This window comes from Gemmatimonadota bacterium (genome assembly GCA_016719105.1).
GTDB lineage: Bacteria > Gemmatimonadota > Gemmatimonadetes > Gemmatimonadales > Gemmatimonadaceae > SCN-70-22.
The window spans coordinates 476,384-492,975 of sequence record JADKAQ010000046.1; the positions used below are offsets into that span (position 1 = coordinate 476,384).

Genomic DNA, 16,592 nt, shown 5'->3' on the forward strand with positions numbered 1-16,592 from the left:
CCGTCACCAGTGCCCCCGCAGCGAACACGCTCGCCCCGAGGCGCGCGCCGACCCCCAGCCTAACGCGACGGCGGCCACGAACACGACGGTCCCGGTCACAAGGAGCGCGACCGCGAGCTGCGCGCCGCGCGCCGAGTAGAGGTCGGCCACGCGCGGGAGCGGGCGCGTGCCGGCCAGCGGGCCGAAGCGATGGTTCCACACCAGGAACGGGACGATCTTGAAGTAGTGCGCCACCACAAAGGCGCACACACTCATGAGCACGAGCGCCACGTACGCCACCTGCACGCGCGGCGAGGCACGCCCCGCAACGACGACCACCGCCAGCGGAAGCGCGCTCGCGAGCCCACCGAGCGCCCATGCCGCGAGGCGCATCCCCGCGTCGAGTTGTTGGCGGTGACGGTGCGCGTAGAACTCGCGCGACTGCAGGACGAAGGCGACCACGCCTGCGCCGATGAGGAGCGCCGGGAGCCAACGTCCGGCAATGGGGACGTGGTGCAGGAGCGCCAGGGCGCCGGCGCCGGCGGCGACCAACCGCATGGCCCACACCGCATACCGGTCGCTCCCGCCGTGGCTCAGGAGGAACATCGGGAAGAGGCGCTGTGACACACCAACCATCGACAGCAGCACCCAGCCAGCGAGGGCGATGTGCAGGTGCGCCCCCAGGGCGATGGGGCGCACGACCCCGAGGAACGCGAGGTGCAGGTTGGCGCTGAGCGACGCGCCCAGCAGGAGCGTGACGGCGAGGAAGGTGAGCGCCCAGGCCAGCGACCACCACAATACGTCGCGCTTGGGGGCGCGCCGGAGCGTCACCGAAACGTTCCCGAGAAAGCTGAGCGCCCCCAGCACCAGCGCGGTTACCCCCGCCAGCAGCAACATCGGGCGATGAGCCGCCAGCCCGGCGGTGAAGGCGAGGACACCAGGCACGTACAACGCGAAGCTCGCGTGTGCCACGCGCTCCGAGGCGATGGGGACGCCGACGGCGACCGGGAGGAACTGGTACAGCGCTCCCATGATCGACGTGGTGAACCAGCCGAGCGTGAGGAGATGGACGACGGCGAGCACCGGCGTGGTCGAGTAGCCGCCGAGTGCGAGCATCGGCGCCTGGACAACCGCCCCCGCCGCGGCGAGGCACAGAAACGCGAGCGCAGCAGCGAAGTGCGTTCCGGGCAGCCGAAACGGCGGACCGCTCGAGGTCGTGCGCACGGGCACAGGGTCGGCAACAGGGGGCACAGCAGCAGGGACAGCAGAGGGGACAGCAGAAGGCACAGCAGCGGGCATTGGGGATTACGACGCTCGCAGCAGCTCACGCATGCGGTCGAGGTCACCGTCGAGTCGCGCCGCGAGGCGCCCCTCGGCGTTCACGAGAAATGCGACGGCCGCGTGGTTGATGTCGCCGGTGGCGCCGTCGCGCGAGCGCCCCACGCCCCACCCATCGAGTACCGCGCTCACCTCGTCCACGCTCCCGCTCAACAAGCGATCGCTCGCCGACAACGCCCACTGCTGGGCGATGTGCGGGAGCCGCGCGGGGACGTCGCGCCAGGGATCGAGCGTGACGACGACGATCGGTACCGTGTCGCGCCGGGAGTGCGTGCGCGCCTCACGCAGCTGGTGCACCAGCGTCGGACAGATATCGGCGCAGTGGGCAAAGGCGAAGGTCACGATGACCGGGCGCCCGCGCCACGAAGCGAGATCGAACTGGGCGCCCCTTTGGTCGATGAGGACGAGCGCCGGCGCGGCCACATCGAGTCGGGCAATCGGTGCGGCCGCCGCACGCGGAGCGAAGACGTCGCCGCGCATGAGCGCGAGGGCGCCGCTCACCCGGTCGGCAGCTGCAACCGACCCGGCCATGACGGCGAGCGCCACGGCCGCCATCGCTCCCTGGCCCCACCATCGCCGGGCCAGCCACGACAGGTCGTCGCGGAGCGCACGTCCCCAGACCGCCACGAGCACGCCCACCATGCCCAGCGGCTCACCCACCAGCAAGACCCACCCGCCGGCCGACGGCAGCCCCGAGTCGGTGGCACCAAAGCAGGCCGCGCGCGTGCGCAGGACCCACGTTGGTGCCTCCATGCCCACCGGGTACAACGCAAGCGCCCACCACCCGATCGTGATGGCGATGATGAGCGCCAGCGTGACGGCGGCCGCACCGCGCCCGGGGAAGATCCCCCGGACGCGACCGTCACCTGCAACGTTTACCGTGTGTGTCACCCGACTTTCCATAACACGCTCAACAGCTTCCAGTTGGTGAAGTAGTACACCACGAAGGCCGCGAGAAATGTCCCGACCAACGCGGCCGTTCCCGGCGTCGGCCCAACCCAGCTCGGCGCCTCGCGGTGCAGGCGTTCGTTGACCTCGTCGACGTTAGGCACATGCGTCGGCGGGTTGGTGAGTCCCTGTGGAATGCCGGCGACCGCCACACCGCGGACAACTTCTCCCACCGGTTCGCCCAGGAAGACCGACTTCACCGCGATCGCGATGAAGAGCAACGCCCCGGTGACCGCCATGATTCCACCGATTCCCATCACCGCCAGCACCAGGTCGACCGCCGGGTTGAATTGCACGCTGAACGGCGCCGAGGAGAAGGAGATATCCCAGTGCCGGCGCGGAACACCGAAGCTTCCGGCGAAGGTCATCCCCATCGACAGGAGCAACATCCCGAGTGAGAAGAGATACGGCTGCCACCGCGCCGCCCCCCAGAACGCCACCTTGCGACGGAAGACGAGCGGGAGGAGGTAGTAGGTCGCCGCCATGAAGGCCATCGCCGTCCCGCTCACCACCGTGGCGTGGAAGTGCCCCGGGATGCGCATCGTGTTGTGGGCGATGATGTTGATCTGCTCGGTGCCAATGGTGACGCCGGTGATCCCACCCACGAACCCGAAGACGATGACCGAGAAGACCATCCCGCTGAAACCAGGGTCGCCCCACGGCGCGCGCCGCAGCCATCCAAACAGCCCCTGCGTGTGCCCGCGCAACCGCATCCCCAGCTCCATCCCGGCCGGCACGGTAAAGCCATGGATCATGGAGGCCAGCACCGCCATGTACATGAAGTAGGAGGTGTTCACCACCTTCCACGCCGGGCCGAATCCCGGATCGACGAGCAGATGGTGCGCCGAGGCCATCGAGATGAACAGCACGTAGAGCACGAAGGCCGAGCGGCTCACCTTCTCGTTGAGCACCACGCCGCCCACCGTCAGCGCCGAGAGCATGTACCAGACCGCCACCATCGCCGCGACGTTGATCTGCTGCGACGAATGGCCCAGCCCCCACCAGATCATCCGATAGATCTGCGGATCGACCGAGTCAATCACGCCGATCGACCAGAGGAAGGTGGGGATGTAGATGAGGGCGCCGTGCAGCAGCGTGATCACCGCGATGATCGCCGCCGTCACCGCGCCGTAGACCACCAGCGGGAGCGAACCTTCATACGTCTTCTCGCGCTTGGCGATGACCAGCGTGGCAAAGAACTGCGCCACGACCAACAGCGCGCCGACGGCGAAGAAGATGATGCCGAGGTAGAACAGCGGGTGCGCCTTGAGCGGCGGATACGACGTGAAGAGCACGTCCGCCTTGCCGCTCCACTGCATCCACTCGACCATGAGCGTGCCGACCAGCATCAACCCGAAGTTCACCCACCCCAGGCGAGGGGCCGCCGGTCGCGCATTGATCAGCGCGGTGGAGGTGAACCAGAGCACCGCCATCTCGAAGTAGATGATGAAGAAGATCAGCATGTTCATCCCGTGCACCCCGAGGATGCGGTAATACCACACCGCGGGGAGCAGGTGCACCGCCTGCCAGCGGGTGAGCACGAGCAGGAGCGCGGCGATCGCCCCGATCAGGAGCGCGACGACGGCCACCACGGCATTGGCCTTGACCAGCGCCTCGGCCTGGTGATGAATGCGACGCCCGGTGAACTGGCAGGTGCGGAACGGATCCGCGAGAGTGGCGACGCTCATGGCGTGGCTCCGTTGCTGAGGCGGGCGTTGGCGTTGTCGGCGACGGGCTTGCCGGACTTGTCGAGGACGATCACACGCCCGACCATGGCGTGGTGGCCGATACCGCAGAACTCGTTGCAGATGATGCGGAAGTCGCCCGCGGTCGTCGGCGTGACCTCGAGCGCGTAGTCATAGCCTGGCGAGATCGCGAAGTTCACGTTCAGCGGATACAGGCTGAAGCCGTGGTTCACGTCGAGCGCCGACAGGTGCAACCGGTACGTCTCCCCCTCCACCAGCTGCAGGATGGGGTACCACTGAAAGGTGAGCGCCGTGAGGTAGACGTCGCTCCCCGCCGGGGGCTGCACGATCGGCAGCCCGCGGTCTTCACCGACCTTGTACTGCTTGGCAAACTCCAGCGTGCGCGCGTAGAAGGCGCGCGGCTCCACCTTGCGCCGGATGCCCGAGGGATTCTGCCCGCCGCGCCAGTGCCACAGCGGCATCATGGCGAAGAGCACCATGCACCAGGCGAAGGCGATGGCCACCCAGATCTTTTCGGCACGATGCGCTGGCTTCCACCAGATACCCTCAGGCGCGTCGAGCCCCGTATGCACTTTGGTCAGCATGGTGGGCCTCAGGGAAGTGTGCCTTTCGGCATGGACAGGATCTCCCACATCCCCCACCCGGTGTACACGACGAACATCACCACCACGCCCAGCGCGAGCAGGAGAAAGACGTTGTCGAAGAGGCGCTGCATCAGCGGCGGCGACTCGTCAGGCACAGGAACACGGTCGGACACGGGAGACCTCATGCGTGCTGAGGGTGGTACAGCGGCTACCCGACGCGTTTTCGGGGAGCGGGAGAACGGCGTTTCGGCTTGCGTGTGACGTCGGCGGCGGGGCCGCGCGATGGCGTGCGTTGCTCGTGCGGCGCGATGTCGTGGCTGGGCGCCATGCGCGGCTGATCGGCGATCTCGCCCAGCAGATCAGCCACGGTGGTCTCGCGAAAGAACATCTGCTGCGCCGCGGAGACGGCCTCCCACCGCGGATGCGCCGAGCACGGGTTCTTCCAACCACAGGTGGCGCGCCCCAACAGGCACTTGCGCTCGCTCACCGCGCCAAACGGTGCGGCGATGTCGCCAAGCGTGATATCGCGCGCGGCGCGCGCGAGTCGGAATCCGCCGCGCGGGCCGCGCCCGGAGCGCAGCACCCCGGCCTGCGCGAGAATGTGCAGCGTCTTGGAGAGATAGTTGCGCGGGACGCGCAAGTCGGCCGCGATGGCATCGGCCGGCACCGGATCGTTGGTCCCGTGCTCGGCGACATGGAGGACGGCGCGAAGGGCGTATTGCGCGGTGCTGCTGAGCGGCATGACGCGGAACGGCAGGGGATCGCGGATGGTGGACCAGCCAACGTTGCATTTATCATGTGGATATGATAAAATCGCCGCAAGAGGGACTTTCGCCCCTCGGTTCCCCGTGCCGGGCCGTCATGCGCTCGCTCGAACGTCTCGCCCTCCGCGTCGTCCGCGCCCTCGACAGCGCGAGCCACCGCCTGCTCGGCTGGCGCTACAACCCGCTGCACCAGAGCGGGGCCATCGCCGTGGCGCTGCTCGCGCTCCTCATCATCACGGGGCTGTATCTCCTCATCATCTATCGGGTGAGCGCACCGTGGGAGTCGGTGGCGCGCCTGCAGGGCGACCCATGGCTTGGGCGCTGGATCCGCGGCGTGCATCGGTATGCCTCCGATGCCCTCGTACTCGCGGTCGGCGCGCATGTGCTGCGCCTCTTCGCCCAGGCGCGCAGTTGGGGGCCGCGCACGCTCGCGTGGACATCGGGAGTGATCCTGTTGCTGCTGCTCTTTACCAGCGGATGGACGGGATTCGTGATGGTGTGGGACACCTTCGGTGTCCAACTGGCGAATGCAGGCGCGCGCCTCCTCGACGTCCTCCCGATCTTTTCGGAACCGATCGCCCGCACCTTTGCCGGCGATCGCCCGGTCCCCTCGGCCTTCTTCTTCCTCAACCTCTTCCTGCACGTCGCCCTCCCGCTGGGTGCCGGCGCCGGGATCTGGCTCCACGTCTCGCGCATCGCGCGCCCCACGCTCCTCCCACCGCGTCCGCTCCTGTGGGGCATCGTCGCTGCGCTGGTCGCGCTCGCGGTCGCACTCCCGGCGCCACTCCCGCCGCGTGCCGATCCGTTCGTCGTCCCGGGGCAGGTGCCGCTCAACCTATTCTATGCGTTCTGGGTCCCGCCGGCTGGCAGGCTCCCGGTGTGGTGGGCGTGGGGAGGGGCGATCGCGACCTTCGCGCTCGCGCTGCTGGTACCGCGCCTCACGCGCCGCCCGCGCGAGGGGTCGTGGGCGCCGAGCGTGGTCGATCCGCGCCTGTGCACCGGCTGCAACCAGTGCCCGCAGGATTGCCCGTGGGAAGCGATCACCATGCGCGAGCGCGACGATGGACGCCCGACACTCGTGGCGCATGTCGATCCCGCGCTGTGCGTGAGCTGCGGGATCTGCGCCGGCTCGTGCGCGCCTATGGGCGTGGGTCCCGTGCACCGCACCGGGCGCGACCAACTCGTCGACATCCGCGCACTGGCGCGCGACGTCCTCGACGTCACCGGTCGCCGCCAGTGCTCGTCGCCATCTGCTGCGAGAACGCCGCCGCCACCCCAGCTCGACCTGCTGCGGCGCGAAGGGGCGATCATTCACCCGGTCACCTGCAGCGGCAACCTGCATTCCTCGGTGGTGGAGCTCGCGCTGCGCGGCGGCGCAGCCGGCGTGATCCTCTTTTCGTGTCCGCCCCGCGATTGCCGCGGGCGCGAAGGCCCCACCTGGCTCGACGCACGCCTGTTCCACGAGCGCGAGGCGGAGCTGCAGGCGCGCGTCGATCGCCGCCGTCGCGTCGGCGACGATGGCGGTGGGCGACCTCGCAGCCACCGATGTCGGAGTTCCGGCGGTTCCGGGCGCTCGAACGTCCGTTAGGCGTGCTGTCCCGGTCGAGCTCGGCGATCTGGACGCGATCTGCGAGCCGTGCCCCCCGCCGCCACCCAGGGGGGCTCGTGAGCCGCGACCTCCCGCGCCTGCTGCCGGTCGTCGCCGCAACCATCGCCGCCCTGCTCCTCGTGCTGCGCGCCGCGTCGTTTGTCCCCATGACCGACGCGCGCGGCGAGTCGGCGTGGGTCCGGCTGTCGTGGAGCGCACGCCCCGAGCGCATCGAGCAGTGCCGTCGCCTGTCGGATGCGGAACTCGCCGAGCGTCCCGAGCACATGCGCCTGCGGCTGGAGTGCGAGGGGCGCTTTGCCCGCTACCTGTTGCAACTGACGGTTGACGGCACCGCCGCGCTGGCCGACACGGTGCAGGGCGACGGGTTGCGGCACGACCGCCCCATGCACGTGCTGCGCGAGCATCCGCTACACCCCGGCGCCCGCCGCCTCAGGCGACCCTCGTTCGATTGGACTCGACCACCGCCACCGCTGGGGACTCGCCCGCCGGCGAGCAGGGTACGGTGCTCGGGGATCGCGAAACACGCGAGCGAGAGGAGCGCGTGCGCCGCACCGGCGAGTCCATCCCACCCCGCCTTTCGCTCGATACCACGATTACACTTGGAGCAGGGCGGGTCGTCCTCATCACCTATGACGGCACGCGCCGTACGCTGGTGGCGCGGACCGGGAGTGCGCCCCCATGACGTCGCTCCGGCCCTGCGATCGACCCCGCGCCAGGCGCCGCCCATGCGCCCTGGCACACGACCATCGTCATCGACATGGATCCGCCTGACATCACGTCCCTCGGCCTCCAACGACCGCGCCGTACGGCGGTGGCTGTACGCCACCATGCTCTCAGTCGTCGCCGTGCTCGTCGTCGGCGGGATCACGCGCCTAACGGAAAGCGGGCTGTCGATCACCGTCTGGAAGCCCATCACCGGCGTCCTCCCCCCGCTGTCCGAATCGGCGTGGTTGCACGCGTTCGAGCAGTACCAGCAGATCCCCGAGGCGCAGACCGTCCACGCCGGAATCACGCTCGACAAGTTCAAGTCGCTCTTCTTCTGGGAGTGGGCGCATCGCCTGGTGGCGCGACTGGTGGGGCTGGTCATCGCGATCCCGTTTTTTGTCCTCCTGCTGCGCGGGTGCATTCGCCCGTCGCTGCGGCTGCGCATGGCCAACCTTCCGCTCCTCGTGACCCTGCAGGGGGCGATGGGATGGTACATGGTGCAGAGCGGCCTGTCGGAGCGCACGTCCGTCTCGCAATACCGCCTCACCGCGCACCTCGCGCTGGCCATCATCATCTATGTCGTGGCGGCATGGACCGCCTTCCGCCTGCATCCGTCGAGCGAGTCGGACGCGGTCGCCATTGACCACACCACGCCTAACGGCGGCGCCGTCGCCCTCTCGGCGCTCGTCTTCGTCGTCATCCTCACCGGCGGCTTCGTGGCCGGACTCGATGCGGGGCTCGTCTACAACACCTTCCCATTGATGGGAGGGAGCGTTGTTCCGCCGACGTACGGCGACCTGGCGCCGATGTGGCGCAACTGGTTCGAGAATCCGGCGGCGGTGCAGTTCCATCACCGGACGCTGGCGCTCATCACGCTGGGCATCGCGCTCTGGTTTGCATGGCGGCGGCGGGCGGTGGCGAGTGACGCGGCCGCGCGGCGGGCGTGGATGTATGTGCAGCTGGCGGGTGTGCTGCAGGTGACGCTGGGTGTCGCGACGCTGCTGCTGCACGTCCCCATCTCGTTGGCGGCGCTGCACCAGGCGGGGGCGGTGGCGTTGTTGACGGCAACGATGTATGCGGGGGCGCGGGATGGGGTGGTGCGGAGTGGTCGCGCTGGCGCCTGACGTGTACTGCTCGGCACCGGAATTCCACTTGCCCTGCGCCGGGCATCGATCATCTTCGCGTGGTGCCCCTCGCCACCCCATCGACGTTCGACCGCTGACACGCACCCATGCCCCTCGTCGCTCACTCCTCGCTCCCATCCTTCGAAGACCTGCGCCGCGCCGGCCATGAGGTGCTGTCGCTCGACGGTGCGCTGCACCAGGACATCCGCGAGCTGCACATCGGCCTGCTGAACATGATGCCCGACGCGGCGCTGCGCGTGACGGAACGGCAGTTCCTGCGCATGGTGGGGAACTCCAACAAGATCGTGCAGATGTACGTGCACCTCTTCACGGTCCCCGGGCTCGAGCGCAACGAGGAGACGCGCGCCTACATCGACCGGCACTACACAACGTTCGACGCGCTGCGCGCCGAGGGGCTGGATGCGCTCATCATCACCGGCGCCAACGTCGCCAACCCGGCGCTCGACGAGGAGCCGTTCTGGCAGCCGCTCGAGGAGGTCGTCGAGTGGGCGTCGCAGCACGTGACGTCGGTCCTCTGCTCCTGCCTCGCCACGCACTCCCTCCTCAAGCACTTCCACGGGATCGACCGCGCGTTGCTGCCGAGCAAGCGCTGGGGGGTGTACGACCACCGCGTGACGAGGCCTGGGCACCCCCTGCTCCGCGACGTCAACACGCGCTTCAACGTCCCGCATTCCCGGAACAACGACATCGACCGCGCGCAGTTCGAGCGGGCAGGACTCACCGTGCTGGCCGAGAGCGCCGAAGGGGGCGTGCACCTGGCGGTGAGCGCCGACCAGTTCCGCATCGTCTACTTCCAGGGGCACCCGGAGTACGACATCAATAGCCTGCTGAAGGAGTACGTACGCGAGGCGCACCGCTGGTTCGCAGGTGAGCGAGACGACGTCCCCCCGTACCCCGAGCACTACGTCACCGACGCGGCCGCCGCCGTCATCGAACGATGGTGGGATGAGGCGCGCGCGGCCCGGAAGGCGGGCGCGACGCTCCCAAACTTTCCGGAACAGGACGTGGTGCAGCTGCTGGACAACACGTGGGGCGACAGCGGCAAGGCGTTCTTCAACAACTGGCTCGGGGCCGTCTACAAGCTCACGCACCGCGATCGCAACGGGTCTTCGACGATGGCGTAGACCCCGAGGATCCGCTCGGACTCCTCAAGCGCGGTGATGCGCCGTGATCGGGTGATGCGGGTCGACTACCGGGACGCGAGCAGCGCCTGGTCGAGATCCGCCACCACGTCCACGACTGCCTCCAAGCCAACGGACACCCGAACGAGTCCCGGGGTAATCCCGACCGCTCGGCGCTCTTCCTCGCTGAGCTTGGCGTGCGTCGTGGACGCCGGATGCGTCGCGATGGTCCGCGTATCACCCAGGTTGGCCGTCAGTGAGCAGAGACGGAGCGCGTTGAGGAACCGTCGTCCCCGGTCGATGCCCCCCTTCACGGTGAAGGCCACGAGCCCGCCCCCCGACGACATCTGCCGTCTCGCGACGTCGTACTGCGGGTGCGACGGGAGGAAGGGATAGCGGACCTGCTCCAGATCGGCGCTGCTTTCCAGGTGTTGTGCGACGGCGAGCGCGTTCGAGGCGTGGCGCTCCATGCGCAGCGAGAGCGTCTCCAGGCTCTTGGACAGGACCCACGCGTTGAACGGCGAGAGTGCGGGGCCGGTGCTCCGGCAGAAGGTGTAGATCTGGGCGATGAGGTCCTTTCGCCCGACCACCACGCCCCCCATCACGCGCCCCTGTCCGTCGATGAACTTGGTCGCCGAGTGCACCGAGAGGTGCGCCCCGTGCCGCAGTGGCTGTTGGAGAACCGGTGTCGCCATGCAGTTGTCGACCACGAGCAGAACGCCCCGCGCCGCCGCGAGCGCGCCAAGGGCGTCCATGTCGGCGATCTCAAGCCCCGGATTCGTCGGGGTCTCGACGTAGATCATGCGCGTGGCCGGTGTGATGGCCGCCTCCCACCCGTCGATCCCGTCGGCGACGTCGACGTAGCTGTGCGTGATCCCGAATCGTGGAATGATCTTCGTGAGGATCGTGTGCGTCGATCCGAAGATCGCGCGCCCCGACACGATGTGGTCCCCGACCCCGAGCAGCCCCGCGAACGTGGCAAAGACCGCCGCCATCCCCGTCGCCGTGGCATACCCGGCCTCGGCGCCCTCGAGGAGGCACATCTTGTCGACGAACTCGGTGACGTTCGGGTTGGTGAAGCGGCTGTAGATGTTGCGTTCGATCTCGTCGGCGAAGGCGGCGCGCATCTCCTCGGCGTCGTCGAAGACGAAGCTCGAGGTGAGGTAGACGGGGACGGAGTGCTCCTTGTGGGGGGAGCGCTCGGCTTGGGTGCGGATGGCGGGGGTCTCGTTATGCACGCAACGGCTCCAGCGAGGTGTGCTTGCGACGTCCCATCGCATGACGACGGCCGAGTGCGTCGTTCACGATCCGGGAGATGGTCGTGATCGGGCGGGGACTGGCGTCTCGACGGATGCGTGGAAGTATGTAGCGCGTCCACGTGTGGCGCGAGCACAGCGCACCGCCGGCCATCGCGCTTCGAGGGAGATCGCAGCCGACGTCCCCGCTCGACCTCGACGTCGGCACCACTCGCCGTCGCGCCCGATGCAGCTGACGGTGGCGCGCGTCGACCGGCCGCCGATTCCCGCTGATCATCCGGCCGGACGGGCGTCGTCACCCCCGGGGGCGGAACGCTTCCGGGGTGAGGGCCAGGCGCAGGAGCGCGGCCAGTTCCTCGAAGCGGAACGGCTTCCCGATGAAGTGCGTGTTGGCGTCGAGCTCGTTGCCGATCGGGATCGCGTCCGACGGGTAGCCGGAGACGAAGAGGGTCGGGAGGCCGGGGAGGCGGGTTCTCACCTGCCGCGCGAGGTCGCGCCCGTTCATGTCGGGCATGATCACGTCCGTCATGAGCAGGTCGATCCGCCTCCGGTGCGCCTCGAGTAGCGCGAGGGCAGACTGGGCGGAGCTGGCCGCGAGCACCTCGTAGCCGAGGCGTTCGAGCAGGAGGCTCGTCATCCGCCTAACGCCTGGTTCATCCTCCACGAGGAGAATGGTGCCACCCTGAGCGATCGTGGTCGCTGGCGTGTAGCGCTCGCGGGTTGCATCGGCCGCTGCCCGATGCGCGGGGAAGTAGAGCTCGAAGGTGGTGCCCATCCCCGGCGCGCTGGTGACGACGATGTGGCCCTTCGCCTGGCGGACGATCCCGTACACGGTGGCGAGGCCGAGCCCGGTCCCCTTCCCCAGGTCCTTGGTCGTGAAGAAGGGTTCGAAGATGTGCTCGAGCACTTCGGGCGGCATGCCGCCGCCGTCGTCGCGGAAGGTGAGCACGGCGTGCTCGCCCGATATCGCCCCGGGGTGACGGTCGACGTGCGCGTGGTCGAGCACCACGTTCCGGGTGGCGATATGCACGCGCCCCACGCCGGCGATCGCATCTCGGGCGTTGACGCAGAGGTTCGCGAGGACCTGGTCCACCTGTGAGGGATCGATGTGGACCGGCCAGCTGTTGGGGTCGGGGTCCCACTCAACGTGGACGTTCTCGCCGATGACCCGCCGCAGCATGCGGAGCATGCCGGTGACCTTGGCGTTGAGGTCCAGCATCACCGGCAGCGTCGTCTGCCGGCTGGCGAAGGCGAGGAGCTGCCGCGTGAGCTCCGCGGATCGGCGCGCGGCGTCCTGCGCCTCGCGGAGGTACTCGGCGACGCGATCGTTCGAGCCCAACTCGGAGAGCGACATCTCGAGGCCGCCGAGGATGACGCTGAGCATGTTGTTGAAGTCGTGCGCGACGCCGCCGGCGAGTCGGCCGATCGCCTCGAGGCGCTGCGCGTCGTGGAGCTGCGCCTGAAGGCGGGCGGAATGCTCCATTGCCTCGTGGCGCTCGGTAATGTCGAGCACCGTTCCGGTCACCCGCTCTGGAGTCCCGTCGGGGCGCAGCGCCACCTCGCCCCGGGTGTGCACCCACTTGGTGGTGCCGTCAGGGAGAAGGAGGCGGTGCTCGAACTCGAAGGGCCGACGCGTGTCCACAGCAATGTTGACGGCAGACTTCACCGCCTCGAGGTCGGCTGGGTGAACGCGCGAGAAGAACTCCGGGAGCGTGGCACGGGCGCCGTCCGGTTCCATGCCGAAGATGCGGTACACCTCGCTCGACCACTCGAGGTGCTCGGTGGCGATGTCCATCTGCCAGTGCCCGAGGTGGGCGAGGTGCTGCGCCTCCTCATGCCGCGTTCGGGACTCCAGGAGCGACGCCTCGAAGCGCTTGCGCTCGGAGATATCGCGCCAGATGCAGTAGAGCTGTGGCTCGCCCTCGGTCACCACCTGCGCGAGGGTGACTTCAACCGGGAACTCCGTACCGTCGCGGCGGCGGTGCACCCACTCGAAACGGTGGATCCCCTGCTCGTGCGCCACGGCCATCATCTCGTTGGCCGCGTCGCGCGAGGGACGCCCGTCAGGCTGGAGGAGCGGCGAGTGCTCGGACGGGTGCCGCTCGATGACCTCGTCCGGACGGTCGTACCCGAGCGCGCGGGCAGCCGCGACGTTGCACAGGACGAAGCGGTTGCTCCCGTCGATGATCCAGCAGGGATCGGGCGAGCCGTCGAAGAGGCGCTGATAGCGTTCCTCGGACTCCCGCAGTCTCAGCTCCACCTGCTTGCGCGCGGTGATGTCGTCGTAGATCCCGAGGACCCCGATGACGGCACCGCTGTCGCCGAGGAGTGGCACCTTTGAAGTGCGCAGCCAGAGCAGGTCGCCGCTCGGGGAGGTCTGCGGTTCCTCGAAGTCAATGCGCGCGTGGCCGGACTCCATCACCGCGCGGTCGTCGGCCCGGTATTGTTCGGCCTGTGCCCGCCAGACCAGGTCGAAGTCGGTGCGCCCGACGACGGCGGCGGGGCCCTCGACCCCGGCGTCCCGCGCAAACAACGTGTTGCATCCGAGGTACCGCAGCTCGCGGTCCTTCCAGAAGATGCGTATCGGCACGCCCTCCACGATGTGCTGGAGGAGGCCGACCGAGGCGAAGGGGGAGGGAGCGTCAGGCATGGGGGGGCGTGCCGGCGCGCACCGGCATCCTCATCCAATATCGGCAGCCCGGTCCTCGCACGAAAGCGCGACCGGCAGATGGGTACGGCCTAACCGTGGATCAGCGGTTGGAAGTCGGTCGCTGAGCGTCGTCCAGCTCGACGAACAACGCCTTCGACGTCACGCCTTCGGCCACCGGCTTCAGGGAGTCGCGCACATGTCGGATGACCTGCAGGCGGCGACGTTTCCTGACACGCAACGGAGCGCCGAAACGATCGGCGCCCCGCCTCACATCTCCCCCGCTTCATCGCGACGATCTACGGCAACGCAAACACGATCACCGCATTGTTCGACACAATCGCCACCCGCTGCTTCCCGTCCACCATATAGGTGATGGGCGCCGCACGAATGAAGCCGCCGGTCTGGAACTGCCAGAGCGCCTTCCCCGTGCTCGCATCGAGCGCGAAGAAATTCCCTTCGTTCGATCCGCTGAAGACCAACCCGCCGGCCGTGGCCATGAGCCCCGCCCACGGCGGTGAATGATGCCGGAATTCCCAGCGCATCTTCCCCGTCAACGGCTCCAGCGCCCGCACCGCCCCCGAGGCGCTGTCATTCTCCAGCGCCCGCTCGCCGCCCCCCATGAAGGGGTTGCCCGGCTCGTATTCCGCTTCGCGCTTGTAGTAGTACGACCCCATCTCGCGCGCATTCACGTAGAACAGGTTGGTGCGCGGGCTGTACGCCGGGCTGTTCCAGTTGGTCGCCCCTTGCAACGAGGGCCACACCAGCGTCCCCGAATCGCTCGGTTCCTTTCCGGGGATCACCTGCGCCTTCCCCGTGGCGTCGAGCCCCGTCGACCAGGTCTGCTTGGCGTAGTCGCGCCCGCCGATGAATTCCCCGGTCACACGATCGAGCGCGTAGTAGAACGCATTGCGATTGGCCGTCAGCACCAACTTGCGCTTGGCGCCGTTCACCGTCGCGTCCACCAGCACCGGGATCTGGTTGGCGTCCCAGTCGTGCGTGTCGTGCGGCGTGAACTGGAAAAACCACTTGAGCTTTCCGGTGTCGGCGTCGAGCGCCACGAGCGAGCAGGTGTACAGGTTGTCGCCGGGGCGCGAATCGCCGTTCCAGTCGGGACCCGGGTTTCCAACGCCCCAGTACACGGTGTTCAACTCCGGATCGAACGCCCCCGTCAACCACGTGGGGCCACCACCGGTCTTCCACGAATCGCCTCCCCATGTCTCGTTCCCCGGCTCACCACTCCCCGGAATCGTGTGGAAGCGCCACGCCAGCTTGCCGGTGGTCGCATCGTACGCGTCGATGAAGCCGCGAATCCCCGCTTCACCCCCGCTCACGCCCACGAGGATCTTCCCCTTGATGGCCAGCGGCGCGAGGGTGAAGGCGTAGCCCAGCTTGTTGTCGGCGACCTCCACATCCCAGCGCACCGTGCCGCTGCGCGCATCGAGAGCGATGAGGTGCGCGTTGATCGTCGCCAGGTACACGGTGCTGTCCAGCAACGCCACGCCGCGGCTGGTCGGCAGGAAGCCGATCCACTTGGTCGTTGGGGGAATGGTCGGCGCATATCGCCACAGCGTGCGCCCCGTGCGCACGTCGAGCGCGGTGACAGCGCTCATGGTCTCCGACACGTACATCACGCCATCGGCCACCAACGGCGTGGCCTCGGCCATGAACTGCGTGTTCTGCAGTTGGTGCAGCCAGACCGGACGCAGCGCGGCCACGTTGGTCCGGTTGACCTGCGAGAGTCGCGAGAAGCGCTGCCCGCTGTAGCTCCCCGAGTAGGTCAGCCAATTGGCCGAATCACGCTCGGCAGCTGCAAGGCGGCTGAACGAGACCTGTGCGGCGAGTGGGGACGCGGTCGCGATCGTGGCCGACAGGGCGAGCGCGAGCGTACGTGCGGTGCGGGTCATGCGCCACCACGCAGGGTCATCAGGTAGGACACGATGTCGTCGATCTCGGTGTTGGTGCACGCGGGGCCCGCACTGGGCATCAGGCTGGCGTGAAAGAGCTTCTCGAGCGCACGCAGGCGACGCTTCTCCAGCGAGTGAATCGCCCCGCCGGTGTCGCGCACCTGGATGGTGAAGGCGTCCTCGTTTACCCGGATCCCCGTGATCGGGGGGCCGCTCATCGGGACGGCACGCACCAGGAGATAGCGCACGTGCTCGGAGCCCGCGTACGAAATGCCCGGCCCCGCCGGCAGCTCGGCGCCGGGATCACGAAGGGCACGCCGCAGGTACGCGAGCCCGCGCGCCGCGCCCACGTTGGTGAGTTCCGGACCGATCACCCCGCCGGTGCCGCGCACGACGTGGCACGCCAGGCAGCCGCCGCGCCCGCGAAAGAGCGCCTCGCCCCGCGCCGCGTCGCCGGGCGCCACTTCTGGCGGACGATTGCCGAGCGAACGCACGTACGCCACCAGCATCGACACCTCGTTAGGGCTCAACTGCCACGCCCCCGGCATTCCACGATCGTCGATTCCGTTGGCGATGAGCGTGGCGAGCGCCGTGTCGTTGGGGGCGCGACCCAGGAGCGGGCGCTGGAGCGACGGCCCCACGCCGCCTGTCCCCTCGATCCCGTGGCAGCGCGCGCACTGGGCGTCGAAGAGCGTACGCCCCCGGGCGAGTGCGGCGCCACCGGCAGACGCGACCTGCTGCGCACGCGCCACCGCGGGACCAGCGAGCGTGAGGGCGCAGGCAAGGGCAAGTGGGGTCGCGCGGAGGGCGCGCGTACGTGGCATCGTGAATCTCCGGTGCGTGGCGTCGTGGCGTCCGGCAGGGGGCGACGTTGCACCGATCT

General features: G+C 68.6%; 13 protein-coding genes. 3 read left to right on the forward strand and 10 right to left on the reverse strand.

The annotated features are described in order from the left end of the window. Nucleotides 1-3: 3 nt before the first annotated feature. From IPN47_26095 to IPN47_26120, 6 genes are all read right to left on the reverse strand, one after another. Nucleotides 4-1,095 (reverse strand): hypothetical protein, encoded by a 1,092-nt coding sequence (locus IPN47_26095; GenBank protein MBK9411453.1) that lies wholly within the window; start codon nt 1,093-1,095, stop codon nt 4-6. A 189-nt stretch (nt 1,096-1,284) separates the two neighbouring features. Further along, the gene (locus IPN47_26100) at nt 1,285-2,208 is read right to left on the reverse strand and encodes an SCO family protein (GenBank protein ID MBK9411454.1); all 924 of its coding nucleotides are present in this window, start codon (nt 2,206-2,208) and stop codon (nt 1,285-1,287) included. Beyond that, on the reverse strand, nt 2,205-3,953 hold the full coding sequence (locus IPN47_26105) for a cbb3-type cytochrome c oxidase subunit I (protein ID MBK9411455.1): 1,749 nt from the start codon (nt 3,951-3,953) through the stop codon (nt 2,205-2,207). The genes IPN47_26100 and IPN47_26105 overlap by 4 nt, the downstream gene beginning before the upstream one ends. Next, complete coding sequence (locus IPN47_26110) at nt 3,950-4,555, reverse strand: cytochrome C oxidase subunit II (protein MBK9411456.1); 606 nt, start codon at nt 4,553-4,555, stop codon at nt 3,950-3,952. Before IPN47_26110 ends, IPN47_26105 begins: the two co-directional genes overlap by 4 nt. Nucleotides 4,556-4,563: 8 nt before the next feature. Beyond that, nucleotides 4,564-4,728 carry a hypothetical protein gene (locus tag IPN47_26115; protein ID MBK9411457.1) on the reverse strand — a complete coding sequence of 55 codons (165 nt, stop codon included), beginning with the start codon at nt 4,726-4,728 and terminating at the stop codon, nt 4,564-4,566. Between the two features lie 35 nt (nt 4,729-4,763). Continuing rightward, a complete protein-coding gene (locus IPN47_26120; GenBank protein ID MBK9411458.1) occupies nt 4,764-5,297 on the reverse strand; it encodes an Rrf2 family transcriptional regulator in 534 nt (177 codons plus the stop codon). A gap of 119 nt (nt 5,298-5,416) precedes the next feature. Between IPN47_26120 and IPN47_26125 the strand changes: the two genes are divergently transcribed. The 3 genes from IPN47_26125 to IPN47_26135 all read left to right on the forward strand — a co-directional run bounded on the left by IPN47_26125 (nt 5,417) and on the right by IPN47_26135 (nt 9,902). Then, nucleotides 5,417-6,907, forward strand: a complete 1,491-nt coding sequence (locus IPN47_26125) for a cytochrome b N-terminal domain-containing protein (GenBank protein MBK9411459.1) — start codon at nt 5,417-5,419, stop codon at nt 6,905-6,907. 77 nt (nt 6,908-6,984) lie between these two features. After that, nucleotides 6,985-8,757, forward strand: coding sequence for a COX15/CtaA family protein (locus IPN47_26130; GenBank protein ID MBK9411460.1), 1,773 nt, complete (start codon nt 6,985-6,987; stop codon nt 8,755-8,757). A gap of 107 nt (nt 8,758-8,864) precedes the next feature. Beyond that, nucleotides 8,865-9,902: a homoserine O-succinyltransferase gene (locus IPN47_26135; GenBank protein MBK9411461.1), complete on the forward strand. Its 1,038-nt coding sequence runs from the start codon at nt 8,865-8,867 to the stop codon at nt 9,900-9,902. Nucleotides 9,903-9,967: 65 nt separating this feature from the next. On the opposite strand, the gene IPN47_26140 is transcribed toward IPN47_26135, so the two are convergent. The 4 genes from IPN47_26140 to IPN47_26155 form a co-directional block, all read right to left on the reverse strand. Continuing rightward, the gene (locus IPN47_26140; GenBank protein MBK9411462.1) at nt 9,968-11,179 is read right to left on the reverse strand and encodes a PLP-dependent transferase; all 1,212 of its coding nucleotides are present in this window, start codon (nt 11,177-11,179) and stop codon (nt 9,968-9,970) included. Nucleotides 11,180-11,450: 271 nt separating this feature from the next. After that, nucleotides 11,451-13,805: a PAS domain S-box protein gene (locus IPN47_26145; protein MBK9411463.1), complete on the reverse strand. Its 2,355-nt coding sequence runs from the start codon at nt 13,803-13,805 to the stop codon at nt 11,451-11,453. 296 nt (nt 13,806-14,101) lie between these two features. Then, a complete protein-coding gene (locus IPN47_26150; protein MBK9411464.1) occupies nt 14,102-15,709 on the reverse strand; it encodes a PQQ-dependent dehydrogenase, methanol/ethanol family in 1,608 nt (535 codons plus the stop codon). After that, entirely contained in the window at nt 15,706-16,533 is an 828-nt protein-coding gene (locus IPN47_26155; protein ID MBK9411465.1) for a c-type cytochrome, read from the reverse strand. Before IPN47_26155 ends, IPN47_26150 begins: the two co-directional genes overlap by 4 nt. Nucleotides 16,534-16,592: the final 59 nt, after the last annotated feature.

Bases quoted from the DNA above. Each gene is read 5' to 3' on its own strand.
- IPN47_26095 (MBK9411453.1), bottom strand. From the start codon at position 1,095: ATGCTCGCACTCGGCGGCTACTCGACCACGCCGGTGCTCGCCGTCGTC.
- IPN47_26105 (MBK9411455.1), bottom strand. From the start codon at position 3,953: ATGAGCGTCGCCACTCTCGCGGATCCGTTCCGCACCTGCCAGTTCACC.
- IPN47_26110 (MBK9411456.1), bottom strand. From the start codon at position 4,555: ATGCTGACCAAAGTGCATACGGGGCTCGACGCGCCTGAGGGTATCTGG.
- IPN47_26120 (MBK9411458.1), bottom strand. From the start codon at position 5,297: ATGCCGCTCAGCAGCACCGCGCAATACGCCCTTCGCGCCGTCCTCCAT.
- IPN47_26125 (MBK9411459.1), top strand. From the start codon at position 5,417: ATGCGCTCGCTCGAACGTCTCGCCCTCCGCGTCGTCCGCGCCCTCGAC.
- IPN47_26135 (MBK9411461.1), top strand. From the start codon at position 8,865: ATGCCCCTCGTCGCTCACTCCTCGCTCCCATCCTTCGAAGACCTGCGC.
- IPN47_26140 (MBK9411462.1), bottom strand. From the start codon at position 11,179: ATGCGATGGGACGTCGCAAGCACACCTCGCTGGAGCCGTTGCGTGCAT.
- IPN47_26145 (MBK9411463.1), bottom strand. From the start codon at position 13,805: ATGCCTGACGCTCCCTCCCCCTTCGCCTCGGTCGGCCTCCTCCAGCAC.
- IPN47_26150 (MBK9411464.1), bottom strand. From the start codon at position 15,709: ATGACCCGCACCGCACGTACGCTCGCGCTCGCCCTGTCGGCCACGATC.
- IPN47_26155 (MBK9411465.1), bottom strand. From the start codon at position 16,533: ATGCCACGTACGCGCGCCCTCCGCGCGACCCCACTTGCCCTTGCCTGC.